We start from the raw sequence: 22,941 nt of genomic DNA, 5'->3' as shown, positions 1-22,941 counted from the left end.
TCCTGCAAGAGAGCGCGGGGGGAACGAGTCCGTGGTCCGCGCTGCGGGCCACATCTGGTTATCAGGTCACGATGACTCGAGCGAACCAAGGATGCGCTCGAGGTGCGCGACCGGGGGGCTCGCCCGACGGACCCTGCAGCTCAGCGCACGAGCGCCGCCTCGCCTGCGTGCCCGAGTTCGCCGTCGGCAGCGAGCCGGCGCCCGAACCGCCGCGCGAGCAGCGCATCCAGCGAGAACCGTCCCGGTCCCGCGCCGAGGAGGAGGACCGCGAAGGCGATGAACAGCGACGCGAGCTCGGAGGACCCTGATCCCATGGCGCTCCGGCCGCCCGCGCGCACGAGCCACGTGGGCAGACCGCCGAAGGGGAGGCCGGGCCCCGCGTCGACGCCCTGCACGGTCAGACGGATGAACGGCTCGCCGGCGGGGACGTGAGCTATCGCGATCCCCACGATCATGGTCACCCCGATCCCGGCGGACGCGAGCGGCGTGGCCAGGCCCAGGATCCAGGCGATGCCGCCGCCGAGCTCGGCGAAGGCGGCGAGCGCCTGGAGCCATCCCGGCACGGGGCCCGGACCCATCCAGCTCGTCGCGGCCATCATTTTCGGCGCCCCGTGCAGGGCCATGGCGGTGCCGGCCACCAGGCGAGCGAAGAGCAGGCCCGTCGACGTGGAGCGATCGAGCGCGCGAGGGAGAAGAACTCTCAGCATCCGGTCCATGGTCATGATTCCTCCGCCGCCGGCGCTTGCCAGGATCGGCACGTCACCGCGGCTCAGGCGACATGGATGCACCCGATCCGGGCGCGTGATAACGCACCCCGCGCTTGAAGGACCTTTGCGCGATCCTGAAAGATGGTGGAGCCCGATGGACCGCTTGACCAGCATGGCCGTGTTCACGAAGGTGGTCGCGACCGGGAGCTTCTCGAAGGCCGGGCGCGAGCTCGGGCTGTCCCCCGCCGGGGTGAGCAACCACATCCGCGCGCTCGAGGACTGGCTGGGCGCGCGCCTCATCCACCGGACGACGCGGCGGCTCAGCCTGACGGAGGCGGGCGAGGCCCTTCACGAGCGCTGCGCGCGCATCCTCGCGGAGGTGGAGGAAGCCCAGGCCGCCGCGGGCGCGCTCCACGAGGCGCCGCGGGGGCGGCTCAGGATCTCGGTGCCCATCACCTTCGGGATGCGCCACCTCGCGCCGGTGATCACCGATTACCTCCTCGCGTATCCGGAGGTGGCCGTCGACGTCTCGCTGAACGACCGCAAGGTCGATCTGCTCGAGGAGGGCTTCGATCTGGCCATCCGCATTGGCGCGCTCCCGGACTCGAGCCTGGCCGCGCGCCGCATCGCGCCGAGCCGCTCCGTGCTCTGCGCCTCACCGGCCTACGTCGAGCGCCGCGGCGCGCCGGCGGAGCCGGCCGACCTCGAGCGCCACGAGTGCCTCGAATACACGTACCGTGCGACGCCGGGCCAGTGGCGGTTCCGCGGGCCCGGCGGCGAGGAGGTGTCCGTGCGCGTCCAGGGCCGGCTCACGGCGACCAACGGGGAGATGCTGCGCGTCGCCATGCTGAGCGGGCTGGGCATCGGCGTCGCGCCGACGTTCATCACGGGCGAGGACCTCGCCGCAGGCCGTCTGGTCCCGCTGATGCCCCGCTACGCGCTCGAGGAGGTCGGCATCCACGCCGTCTACCCGCAGGGGCGGCACCTCTCGGCGAAGGTCCGAAGCTTCATCGACTTCGTCGTGAGCCGCTTCGGGCAGGAGCCCGCGTGGGACGCCTGGGCCTAGCGCGGCGCGGCCGCCCCGGCGCAGCCGGAGCGCAGGAGAGAGCGGCGGCGATGACGTCTGTGGTCACCGAGTTCTCGCGAGGAGGGACGCCACCGCGCCGCGGTCAGATCGCGCGGGGTGACCAGGCCTCCGCTCACCTCGGCATCGCGGAGATCGGGTATGATCCTCTGTTGCGCTCGTGGCGGGTCCCCGCGGGGACGGCCGCCCCCTCCCCTAACTCCTGACGAGGTCCTACCATGTCCACCATCGGTCGTTGCCATCGTGGTCTGCGCGCGCTCCTATCCTTCGCTGCGCTGACGGCCGCCGGCTGCGCTTCTGCACCGGAGCCCGCGCTGCCCGCGGACGATCCGCTCGAAGAGGCGGCGCTCGAGGCGCACGCGGTGCCGTCGTCGGCCGACCATCACGCGAAGAAGAAGTGCCGCCGCCACGTCGGCGTCCACGCGGAGTGGTCGTCCGTGGCGCCGCTGCCAGAGGCGCGAGAGCGGCACATCGCCCTGCTCATGCCGGACGGCCAGGTGATGGTCGCCGGCGGCAGCGGCGATTACCCCTACCCCACGACGGTCGACTTCTACAATCCCGCCGCTGACACGTGGACGCCCCGTCACACGCTGCCCTACCCCATGTCCCCCGTGGGCGCGGCGCTCCTTCAGGACGGCAGGGTGCTCTTCAGCCCGGGCGGGCTTGTCTACGATCCGATCACGGGCACGACGGCGAGCGTCCCGCTCACGCCCGGCGAGGCGGCCCGTGGTTGGGAGTTCGCGTATACCGCGCTCACCCTCCTGCCGGACGGGCGGGTATTACGCACGGGCGGCAGCGACGACGACAGCACCCTCAAGGAGGCCGTGCTCTACGATCCTGCCACGAACACGTGGTCCAGCGCAGGGTCGATGTCGGTGACTCGCTACCTGCATACGGCGACGCTGCTCCAGGACGGGCGCGTGCTCGTCGTCGGCGGCTACACGTTGAACGGTAACGAGATGCCCCAGGGCCGCACCAGCGTGGAGATCTACGATCCGGCCACGGGCGCCTGGACGGCAGCGGCGCCGACGAACCTGCCCCGCATGCAGCACAAGGCCACGCTGCTGCCGAGCGGGCGCGTGCTGGTGGTGGGCGGCGGCGGCAGGATCTACGGCGGCACCGAGGAGGAGATCGAGATCCTCGTCGATGCCGGCGAGACCGCCGAGATCTACGATCCCGCGAGCGACACGTGGACGTTGACCGCGCCGCCGAACTTCCTCCACACGTGGGCGTCCGCCGTCGCGCCGATGTCCCATGGCCGCGTGATGGCCGTCGGCAGCGACGGCGCCGAGATCTTCAAGGAGGCGAACGGCGGCTGGACCCCGATCGACGAGCCGATCGAGAGGGGCTTCCCGACCGCGACGACCCTGCAAGACGGCTCGGTCCTCATCACCGGCGGGTATGACGCGACGTACTTCAGCAATCCGCCAACCCTCGCGAGCGTGGAACGCTACGGGGGCTGCAAGAAGAAGCATTGATGCGCACACGCCGCCGCGCGCTGCTCGCCTCGCGTGAGGAACGAGGCGGCCTATCTCACGCCTCGCGCTCGCGCCCGTCGCGGCCGTGCCAGCAGGAGACCTCCAGCCTGTCCCCTAGCGGGATCTCCACCGACCCGTAGCCGCTGCCCGCGCCGCGCACGTACTCCAGGTACGGCCGCAGGTCATCCGGCGCGATGTCGAGATCGTCCGCGACGATGAGCGCGCCCCTCCGCAACCGGGGCTCGAGCATCCGGAGCACCGGCAAATAAAGGTTCTTCCATCCGTCCAGCAGGACGAGATCGATCGGCCCCTCCACGTCCCGCAGCGTCACCAGCGCGTCTCCCTCGCGGATCTCGACGAGATCGCCGAGCCCGCTCTCATCGAGGTTCAGCCGCGCCCGCCGCACCTTCTCCGGGTGCAGCTCGCTGCCGATCACCCGCCCGCCGCCGCTATCGCGGATGGCCGCGGCCAGGAACACCGTCGAGATCCCGAACGACGTGCCGAACTCCACCACCGTGCGCGCCCGCGCCGCGAAGGCGAGCAGGTGGAGCAGCCGCCCGACCTCGCGGGAGACCGGCAGATACGCGTCGGCGAGCGTGTGGGCGAGCGTCTCGGGGTCGGGTCTCGGGCCGAGGCGCTCCCAGTCGGCGCGGACGCGGGCGATGATGCCCGGATCGCCGCTGTCGGCGTCCTGGAAGAGGCGGTCGAGGGTCCTTTGAACGCGCGGCGAATCGAGCGTCGTGCTCATGATGGCATGTCTCCTCCGGGCAGGCACGGGCGACGGCTCCCCTGCCCTCGCGGCTGCCCTGTTCGACACCGAACCTGCGCCCGAACAGACATGACTTCCAGTGCATGTACGGTAAGTTATTGCTGCGTCCCATGCACTCCATGGATCTGAACCTGCTCGTCGCGCTCGACGTGCTCCTCGAGGAGGAGAGCGTCCTCCTGGCCGCGAAGCGGATGCACCTCAGCCCCTCGGCGATGAGCCGCACGCTCGCGCGCGTCCGCGAGGCCGTGGGCGACCCGATCCTCGTGCGCGCCGGCCGGCGGCTCGTGCCGACGCCGCGCGCCGCCGAGCTGCGCCCGCGCGTGCGCGCGGTGGTCGCCTCGGCCAGCGCGGTCCTCCGTGAGCGGGGCGCGCTCGACGTCGCCGCGCTCACCCGCAGCTTCGCCGTCCGGACCAGCGACGGCATGCTCGGGCTCGTCGGCGCCCCGCTCCTCGACGCGCTGAGGGCCGAGGCCCCGGGCGTCACGGTCCGCTTCCTGCCCGAGGGCGACGAGGACGTCGCCGCGCTCCGCGAGGGCCGGATCGATCTCGACCTCGGCATCATCGGCGACATGGGCCCGGAGATCCGCGTGCAGGCGCTCGTCAGGGACCGCTTCGTCGGCGTGGTGCGCCGCGGCAGCCCGCTCGCGTCCGGCAAGGTGACGCTGGAGCGGTTCGTCGAGCACGCCCACCTCGGCGTCTCCAGGCTGGGCAAGACCTGGGGCCCCATCGACGAGGCCCTCAAGAAGAAAGGGCTCGCCAGGACCACCGCGGCCGTGGCGTCAGGCCATTACGCGGCGCTGTGCCTCCTCGCCAGCTCCGACCTCGTCGGCGCGTTCCCGTCCAAATGGCTCGCGCACGCCGCCCCGCGCTTCGATCTCGTCACGTTCCCGCTGCCCGTGACCACGCCGGCCATCACCATCTCGCAGGCGTGGCACCCCCGCTTCGATTCCGACCCCGCGCACCGGTGGCTGCGCGACCGGCTCCGCCGCGTCTGCCGGTCGCTCGCGGAGTTCAGGGCGTAGCCGCGCCCGACCCGGCAGCGCCGATTCGGGGCGTGTGAACGTCGATCATGTCGACCGCGTCGACCCGTGAGCGAGCAGCGCTGTGACGTGAAGGCGATCCCCTTCGACACATGAAAAGATGCCGGGATCACGCGACTTTTCCAGAAGAGCCGGATCGCGGTTGTCACGGTGTCGTCTCCCCCGAGGCAGGCCCGGCAGTTGGGACTTGACGCCTCCGAGCGGTTGGATTTCCTTCTCGCCCATCAGCGTCATCACGTGGACGTCGCCAGCGATGTTCACGCCGAGCGCGTCCTCAGAGGATGCGAGCTCGAACACGAGGATAGCGATGAACTTGCGAATGCTAACGTCTCCCGTCGCATCGGCATGGTTTGCGGTCACGGTGATCGCCTGCGCGCCCACCAACCAAGGCACTCACGTCGGCTCGCCCGATCCGGCGAGCTCCACGAACCCGGCCGGCAGCGCCGCTCCGGCCAGCACCGCGACCCCGAGCGGCGCGGCCCAGGCGCCCGCCCCGGCGGAGCCCGCGCCCCTCGGTCCGCCGCTCAAGCCCGCTGCCAAGGGAGCGTTCGTCACGGGGGAGTACCGCAACCTGTTCGCCGAGCTGGGACACAAGCCCGAAGAGATCGACGCGAAGATCGCGAAGGCCTACGAGCAGCTGTTCCACGGCGATCCCAAGGAGCAGGCCGTCCTGTTCCCGGCGGGAAAGAACGCGAACGGCCCCAAGGCGTACATCATGGACATCGGCAACAACGACGTCCGCTCCGAGGGCATGTCGTACGGCATGATGATCGCCGTGCAGGTCGATCGCAAAGACGACTTCGACGCCCTGTGGAACTGGGCCAAGTCCCACATGTACCGCGCGGATCCGAAGCACCCCGGCTTCGGCTATTTCTCGTGGCAGATGCGCCCGGACGGCACGGCCATCGATGAGAATCCGGCCCCGGACGCCGAGGAGTATTTCGCCACGGCGCTGCTGTTCGCGTCGAACCGCTGGGGGAACGGCAAGGGGATCTACGATTACAAGAAGGAAGCCTTTGCCATCCTCGACGCGATGAAGAACCGGAAGCCGATCACCGGTCCGGTCAACAAGGACAAGCGCAAGACGACGCTGCACTCGCTCTTCAACACCGAGCACAAGATGGTGCGGTTCACGCCCGACGCGGACAACTTCGCGAAGAACGGCGATCACACCGATCCGTCGTATCACCTGCCGGCGTTCTACGACGTCTGGGCGGCCTGGGGCCCCGAGGCGGATCGCGCGTTCTGGGCCGAGGCGGCCAAGGTGAGCCGCGATTACTTCGTCAAGGTGACCCATCCGAAGACCGGGCTCGCTCCGGATTACGCCAACTTCGATGGCACCCCCAAGGCTGCCTCCTGGGACGCGGGGACCGCCAACTTCCGTCAGGACGCGTTCCGCACCGCGATGAACTGGTCGGTGGACGCGGCGTGGTGGGCGAAGGATCCGCGGCAGACCGAGCTGAGCGATCGCCTCCTCGCGTTCTTCGAGGCGCAGGGCCCCAAGTACAAGGGCAACTTCACCCTCGAGGGCAAGCCCACCGTCGACTACGACTCGCTCGGGCTCGTGTCGGCGAACGCCGTCGCGGCGCTGGCCGCGACCCATCCGCGGGCCTGGCGCTTCGTCGAGGAGCTCTATCAGCGCGAGGCGCCCACCGGCAAGTGGCGGTACTACGACGGCATGCTGTACACGATGTCGCTGCTGCACCTGAGCGGGAAATTCCGCATCATCACGCCGCAGGCGCAGGCCGCGGCGCCGGCCGCCGCAGCGAAGGCGCCGGCCGCGGCGCCTGCTGCTGCAGCGAAGGCGCCGGCCGCGGCGCCTGCTGCCGCGGCGCCTGCTGCTGCGAAGAAATAGCTCGGCCGGCGTGGGGGCGCTCGGGATCACTCCGGTGATCGCGGGCGCCCGACGCCGACTCCCCTCGCAAGGCCTGTCCCACCGGGAGGTAACGTTCCCGGACCTGCACCGCATCGCCGCGGAGCCGGCCTGCGCCCCCGGATCACCGGGCGACGCCGCGGAGCTCCAGCTCGCCTCCCGGAGAGCGCGCCGCGACCACGGTGATCGTCGCAGAAGCCGACGGCCCGAACAGCTCGAACGCCGAGAGCCCGGGGACCTCGGCCGCGGGCGCCGAGAGATCGGCCGGCCTCCGCCGCAAGGACGCATTGCTGTCCGCCGGCCGCTCCACCCACTCGATGAGCTCGCCGCGGACCTCGGGGAGCACGTACGGCAGGCCCGACTGCTCGATGCTCGCGGCCAGGGCGTCGCCGTCGGCAAGAGCGGTGATGTCCCCGATCCGCAGATCGAACTGCTCGTACTTGGGCTCCGGATGAAACGGCGCCCATTCGAGATAAGCCACCACCCGCTCTCCGGCGCCGAGCATCGGGAAGGACTGTTTGCCTTCCCGGGATCGCGGGACAGCGCGCCTCGTGCGCCGGTCATAGACCACGATGTCCGCGAGATCGCGCTCGTCCTCGTCGAAGCGGCCGTCGGGATCCTCGGAGAAATCAGCGAAGGCGACGTGCGTCGCCGAGACGTCCGGGAAGCGCTGCTGCCCCGGGCCGGACGCGATCGGGACCGCCTCCGCCTGGCCGATCTCGTACAGGAAGACGTCCGTGTCGCCGCTCTCGTCCGCGGTCAGCCAGCCAGTCAGCACCACGGCGTCTCCCGCCACGCGCGGCTCGCCCGCGTGATCGAACGGGCCGCGGATCGTCTGCGTCTCGCCATCCCGGCGCACGCGCACCACGCGTGCTCCGTTGTCCGTCGCCTCCCAGACCACGACGTCGCCGGCGAGCGCAGGCCGGCGGGGCGTCTCGGCGGCCGGCGCGAGGAGGAGCTCCTCGCCCGTACCGAGATCACGCAGCCTCAGGGCGCCGCTCACGTCGCCAGCCTCGCGCGGCGCGACGTAGGCCAGCAAGCAGCCGTCGATCGCGTAGGGCGGAGCGCCGGGAGCTTGCGGGTCGCCCGAGTCGACGCTCGAGGCGAAGACGGCGACGCCATCGGCCGCGGAGGCATCACACGCAGCGGGCGAGGGCGGCTCGGCGGGGGCGCCGCCTCCGCCGTCCGGCAGGTGCGCCGGTGATCCGTCGACGGCCGCGGGCGAGCAGCCCGCGACGAGCAGCGCGAGAGCGAACCGCCCGCTCCATCCACGGCGAGCGCTCGGCCCTCGATGGCAGGGGCGCGGGGAGATCGGAAAGACCGTTTCTCCTGCCGCGGGGCCCTGTCGGCGCTCCTCCTCGAGCCTCGATGTGTTCAGTGCTCCGGAACCGCTGCCCTTCATAAGGAGTCCTCCACGACTGCGTTTGATTGCCTCTCTGTCAGCGGCGCCTTCACGAGGGGATTCACTCCGCTTTCCTCTGCGACCCGGAGGGAGCGCGCATGCCGAGGCGCGCCATGCGCTTCTTCAGACCGTGGCGCGTGATGCCGAGACGCTCGGCCGCGCGGCTGATGTTGCCGCCGGTCTCCGCAAGCGCGCGCCGGATCGGCTCGCGCTCGTCGTCCTCGGCCAGCGCGTGGCGCGCCTCGCCCGAGTTTCCGCGCCCCGCGGCCGGCGGCGGAATGGGACTGGCCGGCGGTCGCGCCTCGCCCGCGGGGCGCTCCGCGTCGGGCGTCCGGCGCGCGCTCGCCCGCAGCGCGCTCGCCCGCGGCGCGCTCGCCCGCGGCGCGCTCGCCCTCACCCCCCGCGGGAGGTGCTCCAGCTCGACACGGCGCACGCCCAGCGCGGCCAGGCGCTGGACCAGGTGCGCGAGCTCCCGCACGTTGCCGGGCCACGCGTAGGCATCGAGCGCAGCGAGCGCGCGCGGCGCGATCTCGATGGGGGCGCCCGTCCGGGCCAGATACCCGGCGAGCAGCAGCGGCACGTCGCCCTCCCGGTCGCGGAGCGGCGGCAGGTGGATCTCGATGGCGTTCACCCGGAAGAGCAGGTCCTGCCGGAACGCCCGCTCGGCGGCCGCCTGCGCGAGATCCCGGTTCGTGGCCGCGACGATCCGCACGTCGAACGGCCGCTCGTCGTCGCTGCCCACCGGGCGATAGCGCCGTGACTCCAGCGCCCGCAGCAGCGCCGCCTGCCGCGCGAGCGGCAGCTCCCCCAGCTCGTCGAGGAAGAGCGTGCCGCCCTCGGCCCGGGCGAGGAGGCCGGGGCGCGCGCGCTCGGCCCCCGTGAACGAGGCCCGCGCGTGGCCGAAGAGCTCCGCCTCGAAGAGCGCGTCGGGTACGGCGCCGCAGTTGATGGCGACGAGCTCGCGCGAACGGCGCGGGCCGAGATCGTGGAGCGCGCGGGCGAAGAGCTCCTTGCCCGTGCCGGTCTCGCCCATGAGGAGCACGGGCAGATCGCTGTCGATGGCCGCGTCGAGGCGCGCGAGCGCCCGGCCCAGCGCGGCGCTCTGGCCCAGGATGTCGGGAAAGCTCCTCCGCGGCTGGGCCGCGGGCACGACGGTCGTGTCAGCGCGCCGGAGATCGGCCGCGGGCTCCGCGAGCGAGGCGAGGCAGGGAGGCGCCGGGCCTTCGCGGCGGGGCTCTTCCGGCGCGCCGGGGCGGGCGAAGAGCCGCAGGAAGAGCCCGGCGAGCGACGCCCAGCGAGCGGCCCGCGCCTCCGTGACGGCGTCGAAGCACGCCGGGCGGAACCGGTGCTCGATCACGATGAGCGCGCGCGGAGGCCCGGGGAGCGCCGGGTCTGGCGAGGCCGCGCTCGCCGCCAGGGCGCGCGCGCCCATCGAGGCGTGGCCCGCGCCGACGCGAAGCACGAGCCGCGAGCCGCGGCCTCCCGGCGTCTCCACGTCGCGCTGGTAGTGGACGGGCGCGGCCTGGCTCAGCGCGAGCTGCGCCAGGTCGGGCGCGATGCGCCGCGCCGCCTCGGCGATCTCCAGCCCGTCGAGGTCGGCGCCCCAGGCCGCGACCACCCGCCCCTGCTCGTCGACCACGGCGAGCAGCGCGCGCTCGGCCCCCGACTGCTGCACGAGGGCGCGCGCGAGCCCGACTGCCGCCTCCGCGGCGCCGTCCGCGGTCGCCACCGACGCGAGCCACGCCCAGAGCGCGTCGTCTCCTCCGCTCGCCGCCGCCGTCATGCCTGGGCCAGCATACGCGCCGCCCGCCGCCGCCGGTGCCCCCTGCGCCGCCGGTGCCCCCTGCGCCGCCGCCGGTGCCCCCTGCGCCGCCGGTGCCCCCTGCGCCGCCGCCGGTGCCCCCTGCGCAGCCGCCGGTGCCCCCTGCGCCGCATGCGCGCCGCCCCGCGCCGGCGCCGCGGCCGGCGCTCGACGTGCTGCGCCCGGCCGCGCCGAGCGCAGCACGTCGAGCGCCTGCGCCTCCACCTCCGCGAGCATCGCCGCGCGCGCTCGCCGCGCGGCCCGGATCGCGCCCCGCGCCGCCCGCCGGGGCTCCGCCGGCAGCTTGGTGAGGTACACCTGCGCCTCCGCCACCTGGGCCCGCGCGTCCACCAGCGGGTCGTTCGCCCGCACGCCCGGGTCCAGCGCCGCGAGCGCCGCGAGCGCCCGCCGCCCGTCGCCGTCGAGCAACGCCACGTTCGCCCGCGCGATCACCAGATCGGCCTGGATCGCCGCAGGGAGCGACGCCGCGAGCGCCCACGCCTCCTCGATACAGCGCTCCGCCGCGCGCGCGTCGCCGCGGCGCACCTCGATGTCCGCGCGCGCCGACAGGCACCAGCCGCGCCCCGCCACCTGCCCCAGCGATCGCGCGAGCCGCATCGCCTCGTCGAGCGCGCCGAACGCCTCCTCGTAGCGCGACGCCTTCCCGAGCGCGATCCCGAGGTTCATCAGGCACGAGCGCATGCCGGCGCGGTCCCCGAGGGTCCGCTTGACCGCGAGCGACGCCTCGAACGTCCGCACCGCGCCGTCCACCTGGCCGCGGTACAGGGCGACGATGCCCGCGTTGTGGTGGAGCCGCGCCACCTCTTCGACATCGTCCACGCCGTCCACGCGCTCGCCCGCCGCGGGCAGCTTCGCCTGCGCCCCCGCGAGCCACGCCTCCGCCTCGCCCCAGTCGGCGCGCATCAGCGCCACGAGCCCCAGCGTCGACAGCGCGAACGCCTCGGCCGTCCCGCCGCCGAGCCGCCGCGCCGCCGCGAGCGCCGCGAGCGCCTGCTCCTTCGCCGCCGTCGCGTCTCCATCCCGCGCGCGCTTCTCCGCGCGGCGCCGCAGCGCGAGCACGAGCACCCGCTCGTCGCGCTGCGCCGCCTCGTCGAGCCACGCCACGACCTGCGGGTGCGCCGCGCCCACGCCCGCGTCGCGCGTCAGCCGCTCGAGCCTGCAGAGGAGCGCCGGGGTCCTCCGGTCCGCGTCCTCGCCGAGCGCGAGCAGCGCCTCGATCTCCTCCGACCGCAGCCCGGCCTCGCGCGCCTGCGCCGCGGCCCGCTCGTGGAGCTGCGCGCGCCGGGCCTTCGTGCACGGCGCCGCCGCCGCCGAGAGGAGCGCCGACGCAGGCGCGCCGGGATCCGCGAGCAGCGCCGCGGCGACCTCCTCGGCGACCTCCGGCGTGGCGAGCGCCGCGGCGAGATCCCTCGCCAGGGCGGGAGCGGACAGCGTGGTGAGCGCGCCGGCCGCCGCCTCCCGCCGCGCGATGAGCGCGCCCGCGAGCAGCTCGCCGAGGGCTCGCTCGCCGGAGGCGCCCGGCTGCCCGCCACCCCGCGCGTACGCCCGGCCGCCGCGCCCGAACCCGAGAGCGCAGCGCGCCTCGGGCAGGGCGCCGCCCGCGATGGCGATCGCGGCGAGCGTCGCGCAGGCGTCGGCCGACAGCTCGCGCACGCGCTCGATCGCGGTGTCCTTCGTGAGCGGCACGCGGCCGAGCGACGCGAAGAGCCACCCCGGGTTCTTCCCCGACGCCACGGCGGCCTCTCGCACGCTCGCCTCGTCGTCCACGCCGAGCGCGCGGCACAGCGCGCCGAAGCTCGCGTCGCCGAGCGGCCCGAGCGCCACGCACGCCGCGCCCTCGGGCGCGCTCCGGGCCGTCGCGACCACCTCGATCGCCGCGCCGCCGGGCGCCGCCGGCCGGCACCGGTACGCGTCGAGCGCGGCGCGGAGCTCGGCCGGGGCCTGATCCAGGTCGTCCAGCAAGAGCAGGAGCGGGGGCCCGTCGCCGGGCGGCGTCACGAAGGGCGGCGCGCGCTCGGCGCCCCGGAAGAACGCGATGAGCCGCAGCTGGAGCGGGTCGGCCTCGCGCGGGAACGCCACGTACCTGGCGCTCCGCCCGGCGAGCAGCGCCCGCGTCACGAGCTCGCGGCCGAGGTGGCTCTTGCCGGCGCCGCTCGGCCCCGTGACGTAGCGCACGCGGCCTGACGGTGACGGCGCCTGCTGCAGCGCCTCGAGCTCGCGCTCCCGCCCGATGGGCGCGGGCGGCGTCCCCACGGCGATGCCCGCCTCCGCGGCCGCGACGCCGAGCTGCCGGAGCACCTCGCGGGCCTCGGCAGGGCGGTCTCGCGGGTGCAGCGCGAGCAGCGCCTCGATCACCTCGGCCACGCTCGGCTGGACCCACGACGCGGCGTCGCGCAGCGGGCGCCGCGCGCGAAGGGGCCCGGGCGGGCGGCCCGCGGCCGAGCACCACGCGAGCGCCCCCAGGCTGTAGAGGTCGGACGCGGCCGACGGCGCGCCCCCGGCGAGCAGCTCGGGCGCGGCGAACGCCGAGGTGAACGCGACGGCGCCGCCCGGCGCGCGCGCCCTCGACACCGCGGCCCCCAGATCGAGGAGTACGGCCTCGGCGCCGCCCCCGCCGAGGGGCCGCATCCGGACGTGCGCCGGCTTGAGATCGCTGTGCACGAACCCCGCGTCGTGCAGGGCGGCGAGCGTCCTCGCGACGCCGGCGAGCACGCCCGCGAGCCGCGCCGGGCGCTCGCCGGCCGGGGCCCCCTGCACCCACGCCCCGGCGTCGTCGCCGGCCACGTACTCCTCGACGAGGAAGGGCGCTCCCGTCCGCTCGTCCCGCCCGAGATCGTGCGCCCGCACAACGCCGGGGACGCGCAGGCGCGCGAGCAGAGCGAACTCGCCGAGCAGGGTGTCCTCGCGGAAAGCGCCCTGACGGAACACCTTCGCGACGAGCTCGCGCCCCCGCGCCTCGCGGTCGATCACGCGCCCCACGACGCCCTGCGCCCCCTGCCCGAGGATCTCGCCGGGCTCGTACCGAGCATGGGCCACGAAGGGCTCGCGCCGCGGGGCGTGCATGGCCGAGAGGTTACTCGCGCGCGGCGCTCGCCGTCGCTCCGGCTGCGACGCGGGCGAGCAGGGGCTGGCCGTACGCGGGCTCGCCGAGGAGCGTGAGCGCGCGGCGGAGGCGCGGCTCGGCGAAGCGCCCGAGATCGTCGAAGTGGCGCTCGGCGTCGCCGGCGAGGGACGGATCTGCGAGCCGCCTCGCCGCGCCGACGTCCGCTGCCTCGAGCTCGGGCGAGAGCACCTCGACGCGGAGCATCATGACGCGCACGACATCGGCAGGCGTGGGATCGATGGTGATCGGGATCGAGGCGTCGGTCCACGCCTCCGGAGCGAGGTAGAGCACCCGGACGCCGGGCGTCCGGAACCACTGGCGCTTCCAGGTGTTCACCATGGCGACGGCCTCGTCGTGGTACAGGCCGGCCGCGTCGAGGGTGTCGATCATGCTCGCGCCGAGCGACTCGACGAACTCGTCGAGCGGCGGCGCTCCGTCGAGCGAGGGGGCGCGCTCGACGAGCGTGCCGCCCGTGGCGATGCCCTTGGGGTGGGCGACGAACGCCCCCGTCGAGGCGCCGACGTTAAGGACGAAGACGGCGCCGATCGCCTCGTCGAGGGTATTCTCGGCGGAGATCGCCCCGCCGGTGCCGGCCGTCACGCGGACGGGCAGGTCGAAGTTGCCGAGCCCTCGATAGAACAGGAAGCGCTCGTGCTGGGGCGCCTCCATCGCGCCGGGCACGCCTCCGATGCGGAGCGGGTTGGCGCCGACCTGGCGCGCGTGCGCCCACGTGAACCGATCGAGCGGCGCCTCGGGCAGGGGGATATCGCTGTCGCGCCCGAGGACCTCGATGTTGCTCCACTCGAGGAACCCGCGCGCGTTCGGGCCGTATATCTCTGAGCACATCGGCGAGCCAAAGGGGAAGTCGGGGTCGAACGCCGGGTCCGCGTACGTCGTCACGCCAGCAACGCTGCCGGGCGCGATGATGGGCGGGTAAAACGCGCGGACGGCGGGGTACCACTGCGTGAAGATCCCTTTGGGGAACCCTATATGGACATGCGCGTCGAGCGGCTCCTCGGCGTAGAAGTAAGTGACCGGCGTCTCCATCTTCACGTTGACGCTCGTCGAGATCGAGCCATCGAGCGTGCCGGCTCCGAGCCGGTCATAGACGAAGGCGGGGAGATCCTCCTCTTCGTGGTGCAGCCCCGCTTGAAGCGAGCCGTCGGAGCCGACGACCACGGTGTCGGTGCCCCATTCGTGGACGATGAAGCCCTTGCCGGGGTACGCGAGATCCGGCGCCGAAGGCACGGCGCGCGCGGCCTGCTGGCCGGAAGGGGCGCCCTCGTGGGGCGCTGGACCAGCCGGATCGGCCGGGGCGTCGCCGGTCGAGCTGCCGCCGTCGGCCGTTCCGGCGCACGCGGCGAGCAGGGTAGCGAGGAGCACGGGAAGCGTGAGGCGGTGGGATGTCGGTTCGGTTACCATGGTAAGGTCTCCTGCCAGCCCCTTAAGCAGCTCTCGGGCCATCACGCCAAGTCATTGAATTTCAATGGATTGTGCGCGTCGCACCGGGGCGGTTACCAGGGGACGTGGTAACCGGGACGGCGGGGTGACCAGGAGCTGGTAACCATGGACGACCGCCCGAGCGAGGAGTAAGGCGGGCGGTTGAAGTGAAACGCATGGCCACTTTGCCGATCGCCGACCGCTGGTTCGAGATCACGCGCGTCAGCGATGCCATCACGCTGCTGACCGAGCCGCACGTGGTGCCGCTGATGCGCTGCAACATCTGGCATGTGCGCGGTCGCGATCGCGACCTGATGATCGACACGGGGTTGGGCATCGTCAGCCTGCGGGAGGCCATGAAGCACCTGATCGACAAGCCGGTCACGGCGGTCGCGACCCACACCCACGCCGATCATGTGGGCAGCCACCATGACTTCGAGCACACCTTGGTGCACGGTCTCGAGGCGGAGAACCTGCGCTCACCGACCGACCGCGGCACCTTGCTGGCCTCGGTGATGGGCGCCGCGAAGATCCACAAGCTGGGCGACGCTGGCTATCCGATCGAGGGCGATGTGATCACCGCCCTGCCCTACGCGGAGTACGACATGGCAAGCTACGCCCTGCATGCCGCGCCGGTCACGGAGGTCGTCGCCGAAGGCGACGTCGTGGATCTCGGCGACCGTCACTTCGAGGTGCTGCACCTGCCCGGTCACTCGCCGGGCAGCATCGGTCTGTGGGAGGCGGCGACCGGAACCTTGTTCTCGGGCGATGCGATCTATGACGGGCCGCTGCTGGATGAGATCGAGGGCGCAGACATTCCCGCCTACGTCCGCACCATGAAGCGGCTGCGGGAGTTCCCAGTGCAGATCGTGCATGCAGGCCACGACCCCAGCTTCGGCCGGGCACGGCTGATCGAGCTGGTCGATGCCTACCTGGCGAAGCGCGCCTAGCGTGCGCCGGCAATGCAGGCGATCGTCGAGGAGGGTCGGCTGCCCTGTCGGCCCAACCTGGGTCGGCTGCCCCGTCGCTTGACAAAATAGAACGGTCGTTCTATCCAGTCGAGGTGGCGAAAGGTGAAGATACCCGGCAGGCCATCCTGGCCGAGGCGCTGGCGCTGGCGAGCGAGGTCGGGCTCTCGGGCGTGACCGTCGGCGCCCTGGCCGAGCGCGTGAAGATGTCGAAGAGCGGCCTCTTCGCGCACTTCAGCTCCAAGGAGAACCTCGACGTCGCCATCCTCGAAGAGGCCAAGCGCCGCTTCGTCGACCTCGTGGTCGCGCCCGCGCTGCGCGAGCCGCGCGGTGAGCCGCGCGTGCGCGCGCTCATCGATCGGTGGTTCGTCTGGACAGAGCAGGACTTCATGCCAGGCGGCTGCGTCTTCCATGCCGCCGCGGCCGAGCTGGACGACAAGCCCGGTCCGGCGCGCGACGCGCTCGTCGCGTCGCAGAAAGACTGGCTGGCCACGCTCGCCACCGCCGCGCGCATCGCCGTCGAAGAGGGCCACTTCCGCTCGGACCTCGACCTCGGGCAGTTCGCCTTCGAGGCCTATGCCATCGCGTCCGGCTCCCACGCGCTCAGCCGCTTGATGCCCGACAACGCGTCGAAGCGCCGGGCCCGCGCCGCCTTCGAGAGGCTCGTGACCGACGCCCGGCGCTCGCCCCGCCGCTCTGCCTGATCCGTCTCGCAATCCCCCGAGGAGGTCCCCCCATGCAGGAAGCCAATCAGGTCCATTCGTCGCCCAATAATAGAACGATCGTTCGTACTGATCCGCGGCAGGTCCTCCTGCGCGGTGGGATCCGGTTCGGGTTCAAGCTCCTCAACAAGGCCGCGCCGGATCTGGCCTCCCTGGCGGCCGAACGGCTGTTCCGCTCTCCGCGCCGCCACACGCGCCCGGCCTGGGAGGAGGAGGTCCTCGCCGGCGCGGCGCGCTTCTCGCTGCCGTGGGGCGCGGAGGCGCTGCCCGCGTGGTCGTGGGGGGACGGGCCGACCGTGCTGCTCGTGCACGGCTGGGAGGGGCGGGGCAGCCAGCTCGGCGCGTTCGTGAGGCCGCTCGTGGAGCTGGGCTTTCGCGTGGTGACGTTCGACGCGCCGGGGCACGGCGATGGGCCGAGCCGGTCGGCCACGCTCGTGGAGCTGGCCCGCGCGGTCACGATCGCGATGGACGAGGCCGGGCCCGTCCACGCCATCGTCGCGCACTCGCTCGGGAGCGCCGCGACGACGTATGCCCTGTCCCGCGCGGCGTCGGTCCGGCGCGCGGGCGCTCCGGCGCCGAGGCTCGTGTTCATCGCGCCGCCGCTCAGCGCGGTCCGCTACACCCAGCATTTCGCGAAGCTCCTCGGCATCGACGAGGCCGTCCGGCGCCGCATGGTCGCCCGCCTCGAGGCGCGCTACGGCGTGCCGCTCACGGACCTCGACGCGCTCTCTGCGGCCCCGCGGATGAACGCGCCGCTGTTCGTCGTGCACGACCGCGACGATCGCGAGGTGTCGTTCGAGGCAGGCGCGGCGCTCGCCGATCGCTGGCCGGGCGCACGGCTCATGTCGACCCGCGGCCTCGGCCACAGGCGCGTCCTGCGCGCGCCGGAGGTGATCGCCGAGGTGGTCGAGGTCGTGACCGGCACCCCGTGGCCGGTCCGGACAGGGCTCGAGACGTGCGAGCTGGAGCGCGAGCTGTTCGAGCGCGACCGCCGGCGCGTGGTGTGACGTGGAGAACGCTGTTCATCGACGCCTCGATCCCGCGTCGGACATCAGGCACGCCTCCAGCGTATCGCAGATCCTCGATAGCTCTTCGCTCGTGTGCGCCGCGAAGCCGAAGCGAAATGCGGGCACGGCCCCGGCCGCGACATGAACGGACCCCGGGGTGAGGGCCAGGCCGCGTGCGAGCGCGCGCTGGACGAGCTCCTCCGAGGTCAGGTTGCGCAAGCGCATCCAGAGCGCCAATCCCCCGCCGGGCGGGTCGCACTCGATCGCGGAACGCAAGGGCGGCCTCGACGCGAGCTGCTCCAGCAGGTGGTCACGACGCTGCCGGTAGAGCTGCCGGGCGCGCCGCGCGTGACGCTGGATCTCGCCGTCCTCGATGAGCTCGGCCACGGCGCGCTCGAGGGCGACATCTCCCTGACGATCGAGCAGCTCACGGACCGCCCTCAAGCGCGCGACAACGGACCTGTCCGCGATGATGTACCCGAGCCGCAGGGCCGGAGCGATGAGCTTCGAGAGCGAGGCCACGTAGATGCAGCGCGACGAGAGGTCCTTGGTCGCGGCGAGGGGGAGCAGCGGCGCGCCCTCGAAGTGGTACTCGTAGTCGTAGTCGTCCTCGACGATGTAGAGGCGAAACGACTCGCAGATTCGTCGCAGGTGCATCCGACGCTCGGCCGACATGGCGACGGTCGTGGGGTAGTGATGGTGAGGCGTCACGTACACGGCCTTGAGGCGCCCCTTGAGCTTCCTGGCGTGCGCCTCCAGCTCCTCCGTTCGAAGGCCATGAGCGTCGACCGGCACATGAACCACGTCGGCCCGGGCGAGCTGGAACGCGCGCCAGGCCGGCGTGTATCCAGGGTGCTCGACGGCGACGACATCCCCGGGCTCCAGCATCGCCAGCGCGAACAGGCTCAGCGCGCCCTGGCTGCCGCGCGTCAGCACGACCTCCTCCGAGGAGCACGACAACCCGCGGGCGTGATTGACGAAGCCCGCAAGGACCTCCCTGAGCACGGGATCGCCCGCGGCATCTCCGTAGCCCAGGCCCGTCCGCGCCAGCGCTCGGAGAGCGCGCCGCTGCGCGCGCGCGAGCTCGTCCACGGGCGCGATCCGGGCGTCCGGGATCCCGTCGTTCACCGCGATCATGGTGCCGCGGCGCTGGGCGAGGACGGTATCGACCGAGCGGCGGCCCTCGGCATCCGCGACGGCGAGCGTCGGAAGGTTGAGCGCGACGCGGGTGCCGCGCGCGGGCAGCGCCTCGAGCCACCCCTGGGCCACCAGCTCGTCGACGGCAGCGACGACGACCTTCCGGTTCACGTCGAGCTGCGCCGCGAGCGTCCGGCTGCCCGGGAGCGTTGAACCCGGCAGCAGCCGCCCGCGCTGGATCTCTTGAACGATCGCCCTGCTCAGCTGGGTCTGCCGCGGCACGGACGCGCCGTCGTCGAGCACCAGGTCGAAGCGCCAGGGCCGACCAGCTGGACCCGTCGATATGTTCGTTCTGGAGCCTGTCATGGGTCCAGCTTCGCGCTATCCACTCTCCTGCGCAAGATGCCTTTTGCGCTGACAGGGAGCCGACATGAGCGAACGATTCCATTCAGCAGACTTCGACAAGACGCCGCCGCGGCCTCGCGTGGTGATGCCAGAGAGGCTCGCGCACCCCGCGGTCGAGTCCGCCGGGCGTCACGGTGAGTATTCGAAGGCGCGGAAGCATCCAGTCTTCTTCGTGGACCTCCCGTCGCACGCGATCAGCATGACCATCGGATGGCTCGATCCGGGGCAATCCTCGAACCGGCATCGGCACACGTACGAGACCATCCTCTACGTCCTGGAGGGAGAGGGCTACTCGTACGTGGGCGGGAGGCGTGTCGACTGGAAGCAGGGGGACGCGATCTACGTCCCTGTCTGGGCCTGGCACAACCACGTCAACACCGGAAAGGGTCGGGCCCGCTACCTCGCCTGCGAGAACGCGCCGATGCTGCAGAACATGGGAGGGGTCGCGCTGCGCGAAGAGGTGCCCGACCGGGGAGATCAGCTCTTCGACCGGGATCACGAGGGGGAAGGAGGCGTGCGATGACATCGCCTCTCCGTGGAATCATCGCCTACCCCATCACGCCGTTCACGGAGGCTGGACGCGTCGACGAACAGCTCCTCGGCCGCATCGTCGACGACATGCTCGCCGCGGGCGTTCATGCGATAGCCCCGCTGGGCAGCACCGGGGTGTTGCCGTACCTCTCGGACGCGGAGCGCGAGGCCGTCACCGACATCGTCGTGAGGCGCGTGGCGGGCCGGGTCCCGACGCTGGTCGGCGTCTCGAGCCTCACAACGGAGCGGACGGTGCACCACGCGAGGTACGCGGAGAGGGCTGGCGCCGCCGCGGTGATGATCCTCCCGATGAGCTACTGGAAGCTCTCGGACAAGGAGATCGTGGCGCACTTCGAGGCCGTCGCGAAGGCCATCTCCGTCCCCATCGCCGTGTACAACAACCCGGCGACGGGCGGCCTCGACCTGAGCCCGGACGTGATCGCCCGGTTGCTGCAGATCCCGAACGTCACGATGGTCAAGGAGAGCACCGGGGACGTGAACCGGATGCACCGGCTCGTGCAGCTCTGCGGCGACCAGGTTGCCTTCTACAACGGAAGCAATCCGCTCGCGCTCGCCGCCTTCGTGGCCGGGGCTCGCGGCTGGTGCACGGCTGCCCCGCACATCATCCCGCGCCTCACCGTCGAGCTCTATGACGCGGTGACCCGTGGTGATCTCGAGGCCGCTCGGCGCTCTTTCTATCGCCAGCTGCCGTTCCTTCAGTTCATCGTCGCGCATGGCCTGCCGCGGGCCATCTCGGCGGCCCTCGAGCTGATGGGCACACGCGTCGGGCCGCTCCGGGCCCCGCTGCAGCCCCTCGAGAAGGCGCGGGTGGAGGAGCTCCGGCGGATCCTGGTCGATCTCGCCGTACTGCCATCCGCGTGAGCCGTCCGGAATCTTTGCTACCGCTCGTCACGCCACCGCTCGCGCCTTGATCGCGTCTCACCCAGCAAGATCCCGGCGATGCGTCATCTGTTCCGGTGGGGTGCGTCCTCGCGTACACTCGATCCCACGATGAAATCTCCTGGCTTGTTCCGGTGGATCGGGTTGCTGTTGGTCGCCGCGACCGCTTGCGGCACGTCTCCGAACCAGCAGCAAGTGGCGTCCGGGACCGGCGGGGCGGGCGGCAGCCAGCCCGACGGGTCCGGTGGAGCGGGCGGCCAGGCCGACACCAGCGGCGCGGGCGGCGCGGGCGGCGCCGGCGGCCAGGCCGAGGGCACCTGGCCGACCGGTTGCGCAGAGCAGCCGGCGTCCATCAGGACCGAGGGCGCCATCGTCGAGCTCGCGTTCGAGCTCGTCCTCGGCGGCGCGCCGTTCCTGTTCGGCGAGCCGAACGTCGCGCCGGACGGCAGCACGGTCACGCCGCTCAACGTTCGCTTCTACGTCTCACACGCGGCGCTGATCGGAGAGGACGGCGACCTCGTGCCCGTCGATATCGTCGGCCCGGACGGCGCCGCCACCCCTTACGGGGTCCACTTCTACAACGCCGAGGAGACGGGCTCGGCCGCGCTCCGGCTGCGCGCTCCGGCTGGCAGCTATGAAGGCGTCAGCTTCGTCTGGGGCTTGCACAAGGCCTGCAGCACCTCTCGGCCCGAAGCGAACGTCGCGCCTCTGTCGGAAGCCTCCCAGATGACGTGGCCGCACAGCGGTTACCTCTTCCTGCGCTACGAGGGCAGCGTGGCTCCGCCGGCCGAGGGTGAGGGTGGTTCCGATGATCCGGACGGAGAGACGGCTGCGGTTCCGCCGGCGGTCCACATGGGAGGCAACCTGGCCGAGGATCTCGCCCCCAGGGTCGAGGTACGAGGCGCGCTGTCCGTGCCCGCGAGCGGCTCGACGGGCAAGGTCGTCCGGGTCGTCATGGACGAGGTCTTCGGGGGCGCCACGGCGGACATCGATTTGACCGGGTTCGTCGCGCCGCCCGGGCCCGTGGGAGACGAGCTCCTCGCGGGTGAGCGCCTGCGGCGCGGCCTCCCCGATCTGACGGTGTTCACCTTCGGTCCGTGACGCCGGGCTTCAACCGTGGCGGGGCCATCGGCCTGGCGGCGCTGCTCCTTGCGGGCGGATGCGGCGACGACGGTCCGGCGGCCCCTGGACCTCTGCCGCCGCTCGTCACGGACGCCATCCCCGCCGGGTTTCCAGCGCGCACCGCGGCGGCCAGAGCGCCGGCCGACAACGCGCTCACCGAGGCGAGGGCCCAGCTCGGCAAGAGGCTCTTTTTCGACAAGCGCCTCTCTCGCACCGGCGAGGTAGCGTGCGGAAGCTGCCACCGCCAGGAGCACGCCTTCGCCGATCCGGACCCCGTCTCCCGGGGGGTCGACGGCCGTCTGGGACAGCGGAACGCGCCCGCGCTGGTGAACCTGGCCTGGGGCGAGAGCTTCTTCTGGGATGGCCGCGCGGCCACCCTGGAAGAGCAGGTGGGGAAGCCCATCGAGAACCCCGACGAGATGGATCTACCGCTCGCCGAGGCCGTCGCTCGTGTCGCCGGCGATGACGTCTACGTGAAGGCGTTCAAGGATGCCTATGGCGGGCCTCCTGGGGAGGAGTCCTTGCGCCATGCCCTGGCCAGCTTCGTCCGTTCGATCGTCAGCGCCGACAGCCCTTACGACCGGCACCGGCGCGGGGACGACACGAGCTTTGGAGACGCCGAGCGCCGCGGCGAGGCGCTGTTCCTGAGCGAGCCAGCTGGCTGCTTCCATTGCCACCCGTCCGGAATGCTCACCAACGAAGGCTTCTTCAACAACGGCACCTACCTCGACGGCGGCGACGTCGGGCGGCAAGTGATCACCGGGCGCACGGGAGACCTTGGCAAGTTCAAGGTGCCCGGTTTGCGGAACATCGCGGCGAGCGCCCCCTATATGCACGACGGATCGCTGGCGACGCTGGAGGAGGTTGTCGACCATTACGATCGCGGCGGGCTGGGCCATTCCTCCACCGATCCGCAGATCGATGAGCTGGGGCTCTCTCCGGACGAGAAGGCCGATCTGGTGGCGTTCCTGCGGTCGCTGACCGATGCCGCCTTCCTCGACGATCCGCGGTACCTTCCGTGAGCGGCAAGGGCGAGCGCGAGGTACACGCGCTGCTCGCTCGCCGCGAACACCGCGCTCATCGGCGAGGGAGTCGTCGACCCGATCCATCATCTCGATGATCACGGTCATCGCCGCCCGATGTAGCGCGAGGCGCTCCAGATCCGAGGCTGCCATCGCTCCGAGGAGGTCGACTTGGCCCTCGAGGAGGTCCGCTGGCTGCGGCAGGCGGGCAGCTCACCCGGGCTCGGGCAATTGACCCGTGTTGCCGAGGAGCTTCTCGGGAAGGCCGGCCCGACGACGCGTAGATTGCGGCGATGGATGCGTCGAAGCCTCGACTTCATAGAGCACGTCGCGCAGATCTTCCCATCGAATCGTGAGCGCCCTCGAGGCTGCAGCCTCGTTGCGCCGGCTGTCATCCATGGCGGCTTGT

Annotated in this window: 19 protein-coding genes; 11 read left to right on the top strand and 8 right to left on the bottom strand. The window is 72.3% G+C overall.

Translation table 11 applies throughout. From position 1 onward, the window contains the following. Positions 1 to 140: 140 nt before the first annotated feature. Positions 141 to 716, bottom strand: coding sequence for a DoxX family protein (locus WME97_RS17645; RefSeq protein WP_437553139.1), 576 nt, complete (start codon positions 714 to 716; stop codon positions 141 to 143). 145 nt (positions 717 to 861) lie between these two features. Here WME97_RS17645 and WME97_RS17640 point away from each other — a divergent pair, with 145 nt between their 5' ends. Continuing rightward, positions 862 to 1,773, top strand: a complete 912-nt coding sequence (locus WME97_RS17640) for a LysR family transcriptional regulator (RefSeq protein WP_437553137.1) — start codon at positions 862 to 864, stop codon at positions 1,771 to 1,773. A gap of 236 nt (positions 1,774 to 2,009) precedes the next feature. Beyond that, complete coding sequence (locus tag WME97_RS17635; RefSeq protein ID WP_437553135.1) at positions 2,010 to 3,269, top strand: Kelch repeat-containing protein; 1,260 nt, start codon at positions 2,010 to 2,012, stop codon at positions 3,267 to 3,269. A 55-nt stretch (positions 3,270 to 3,324) separates the two neighbouring features. Here the strand turns inward: WME97_RS17635 and WME97_RS17630 are convergent, their stop codons facing one another. Then, positions 3,325 to 4,017, bottom strand: a complete 693-nt coding sequence (locus WME97_RS17630; protein ID WP_437553133.1) for an O-methyltransferase — start codon at positions 4,015 to 4,017, stop codon at positions 3,325 to 3,327. A 131-nt stretch (positions 4,018 to 4,148) separates the two neighbouring features. Between WME97_RS17630 and WME97_RS17625 the strand changes: the two genes are divergently transcribed. Beyond that, on the top strand, positions 4,149 to 5,060 hold the full coding sequence (locus WME97_RS17625) for a LysR family transcriptional regulator (RefSeq protein ID WP_437553131.1): 912 nt from the start codon (positions 4,149 to 4,151) through the stop codon (positions 5,058 to 5,060). A 45-nt stretch (positions 5,061 to 5,105) separates the two neighbouring features. Here WME97_RS17625 and WME97_RS17620 read toward each other — a convergent pair whose 3' ends face one another. Beyond that, complete coding sequence (locus WME97_RS17620) at positions 5,106 to 5,438, bottom strand: hypothetical protein (protein WP_437553129.1); 333 nt, start codon at positions 5,436 to 5,438, stop codon at positions 5,106 to 5,108. 1 nt (position 5,439) lies between these two features. Between WME97_RS17620 and WME97_RS17615 the strand changes: the two genes are divergently transcribed. Beyond that, positions 5,440 to 6,933, top strand: coding sequence for a glycosyl hydrolase family 8 (locus WME97_RS17615; protein WP_437553127.1), 1,494 nt, complete (start codon positions 5,440 to 5,442; stop codon positions 6,931 to 6,933). Positions 6,934 to 7,075: 142 nt separating this feature from the next. Here the strand turns inward: WME97_RS17615 and WME97_RS17610 are convergent, their stop codons facing one another. The 3 genes from WME97_RS17610 to WME97_RS17600 all read right to left on the bottom strand — a co-directional run bounded on the left by WME97_RS17610 (position 7,076) and on the right by WME97_RS17600 (position 14,700). Continuing rightward, a complete protein-coding gene (locus WME97_RS17610; RefSeq protein ID WP_437553125.1) occupies positions 7,076 to 8,353 on the bottom strand; it encodes a hypothetical protein in 1,278 nt (425 codons plus the stop codon). Positions 8,354 to 8,414: 61 nt separating this feature from the next. Continuing rightward, complete coding sequence (locus WME97_RS17605; protein ID WP_437553123.1) at positions 8,415 to 13,238, bottom strand: sigma 54-interacting transcriptional regulator; 4,824 nt, start codon at positions 13,236 to 13,238, stop codon at positions 8,415 to 8,417. Positions 13,239 to 13,248: 10 nt separating this feature from the next. Then, on the bottom strand, positions 13,249 to 14,700 hold the full coding sequence (locus WME97_RS17600; RefSeq protein ID WP_437553121.1) for a hypothetical protein: 1,452 nt from the start codon (positions 14,698 to 14,700) through the stop codon (positions 13,249 to 13,251). A 194-nt stretch (positions 14,701 to 14,894) separates the two neighbouring features. Between WME97_RS17600 and WME97_RS17595 the strand changes: the two genes are divergently transcribed. The 3 genes from WME97_RS17595 (at position 14,895) to WME97_RS17585 (ending at position 17,415) form a co-directional block, all read left to right on the top strand. Then, entirely contained in the window at positions 14,895 to 15,668 is a 774-nt protein-coding gene (locus WME97_RS17595) for an MBL fold metallo-hydrolase (RefSeq protein WP_437553119.1), read from the top strand. A 113-nt stretch (positions 15,669 to 15,781) separates the two neighbouring features. Next, the gene (locus WME97_RS17590; protein WP_437553117.1) at positions 15,782 to 16,390 is read left to right on the top strand and encodes a TetR/AcrR family transcriptional regulator; all 609 of its coding nucleotides are present in this window, start codon (positions 15,782 to 15,784) and stop codon (positions 16,388 to 16,390) included. Positions 16,391 to 16,422: 32 nt separating this feature from the next. Next, positions 16,423 to 17,415: an alpha/beta fold hydrolase gene (locus WME97_RS17585; RefSeq protein WP_437553115.1), complete on the top strand. Its 993-nt coding sequence runs from the start codon at positions 16,423 to 16,425 to the stop codon at positions 17,413 to 17,415. 15 nt (positions 17,416 to 17,430) lie between these two features. Here the strand turns inward: WME97_RS17585 and WME97_RS17580 are convergent, their stop codons facing one another. After that, positions 17,431 to 18,918, bottom strand: coding sequence for a PLP-dependent aminotransferase family protein (locus tag WME97_RS17580; RefSeq protein WP_437553113.1), 1,488 nt, complete (start codon positions 18,916 to 18,918; stop codon positions 17,431 to 17,433). 64 nt (positions 18,919 to 18,982) lie between these two features. Here WME97_RS17580 and WME97_RS17575 point away from each other — a divergent pair, with 64 nt between their 5' ends. The 4 genes from WME97_RS17575 (at position 18,983) to WME97_RS17560 (ending at position 22,532) form a co-directional block, all read left to right on the top strand. Then, positions 18,983 to 19,480, top strand: coding sequence for a cupin domain-containing protein (locus WME97_RS17575; protein ID WP_437553112.1), 498 nt, complete (start codon positions 18,983 to 18,985; stop codon positions 19,478 to 19,480). Continuing rightward, positions 19,477 to 20,370 carry a dihydrodipicolinate synthase family protein gene (locus WME97_RS17570; protein WP_437553110.1) on the top strand — a complete coding sequence of 298 codons (894 nt, stop codon included), beginning with the start codon at positions 19,477 to 19,479 and terminating at the stop codon, positions 20,368 to 20,370. The genes WME97_RS17575 and WME97_RS17570 overlap by 4 nt, the downstream gene beginning before the upstream one ends. A 129-nt stretch (positions 20,371 to 20,499) precedes the next feature. After that, entirely contained in the window at positions 20,500 to 21,489 is a 990-nt protein-coding gene (locus tag WME97_RS17565; protein ID WP_437553108.1) for an MbnP family protein, read from the top strand. After that, on the top strand, positions 21,486 to 22,532 hold the full coding sequence (locus tag WME97_RS17560) for a cytochrome-c peroxidase (protein WP_437553106.1): 1,047 nt from the start codon (positions 21,486 to 21,488) through the stop codon (positions 22,530 to 22,532). The genes WME97_RS17565 and WME97_RS17560 overlap by 4 nt, the downstream gene beginning before the upstream one ends. A 213-nt stretch (positions 22,533 to 22,745) precedes the next feature. Here WME97_RS17560 and WME97_RS17555 read toward each other — a convergent pair whose 3' ends face one another. After that, on the bottom strand, positions 22,746 to 22,931 hold the full coding sequence (locus WME97_RS17555) for a hypothetical protein (RefSeq protein ID WP_437553104.1): 186 nt from the start codon (positions 22,929 to 22,931) through the stop codon (positions 22,746 to 22,748). Between the last annotated feature and the right edge of the window lie 10 nt (positions 22,932 to 22,941).

The organism is Sorangium sp. So ce367 (genome assembly GCF_051520455.1).
Taxonomy (GTDB): Bacteria; Myxococcota_A; Polyangia; order Polyangiales; family Polyangiaceae; genus Sorangium; species Sorangium cellulosum_B.
This window is presented reverse-complemented; position numbering and strand designations above follow the sequence as displayed.

Coding starts and splice junctions, on each gene's coding strand:
- WME97_RS17645 (WP_437553139.1), bottom strand. CDS start 716: ATGGACCGGATGCTGAGAGTTCTTCTCCCTCGCGCGCTCGATCGCTCC.
- WME97_RS17640 (WP_437553137.1), top strand. CDS start 862: ATGGACCGCTTGACCAGCATGGCCGTGTTCACGAAGGTGGTCGCGACC.
- WME97_RS17635 (WP_437553135.1), top strand. CDS start 2,010: ATGTCCACCATCGGTCGTTGCCATCGTGGTCTGCGCGCGCTCCTATCC.
- WME97_RS17630 (WP_437553133.1), bottom strand. CDS start 4,017: ATGAGCACGACGCTCGATTCGCCGCGCGTTCAAAGGACCCTCGACCGC.
- WME97_RS17625 (WP_437553131.1), top strand. CDS start 4,149: ATGCACTCCATGGATCTGAACCTGCTCGTCGCGCTCGACGTGCTCCTC.
- WME97_RS17610 (WP_437553125.1), bottom strand. CDS start 8,353: ATGAAGGGCAGCGGTTCCGGAGCACTGAACACATCGAGGCTCGAGGAG.
- WME97_RS17605 (WP_437553123.1), bottom strand. CDS start 13,238: ATGCACGCCCCGCGGCGCGAGCCCTTCGTGGCCCATGCTCGGTACGAG.
- WME97_RS17600 (WP_437553121.1), bottom strand. CDS start 14,700: ATGGTAACCGAACCGACATCCCACCGCCTCACGCTTCCCGTGCTCCTC.
- WME97_RS17595 (WP_437553119.1), top strand. CDS start 14,895: ATGGCCACTTTGCCGATCGCCGACCGCTGGTTCGAGATCACGCGCGTC.
- WME97_RS17585 (WP_437553115.1), top strand. CDS start 16,423: ATGCAGGAAGCCAATCAGGTCCATTCGTCGCCCAATAATAGAACGATC.
- WME97_RS17580 (WP_437553113.1), bottom strand. CDS start 18,918: ATGACAGGCTCCAGAACGAACATATCGACGGGTCCAGCTGGTCGGCCC.
- WME97_RS17575 (WP_437553112.1), top strand. CDS start 18,983: ATGAGCGAACGATTCCATTCAGCAGACTTCGACAAGACGCCGCCGCGG.
- WME97_RS17570 (WP_437553110.1), top strand. CDS start 19,477: ATGACATCGCCTCTCCGTGGAATCATCGCCTACCCCATCACGCCGTTC.
- WME97_RS17565 (WP_437553108.1), top strand. CDS start 20,500: ATGAAATCTCCTGGCTTGTTCCGGTGGATCGGGTTGCTGTTGGTCGCC.
- WME97_RS17555 (WP_437553104.1), bottom strand. CDS start 22,931: ATGGATGACAGCCGGCGCAACGAGGCTGCAGCCTCGAGGGCGCTCACG.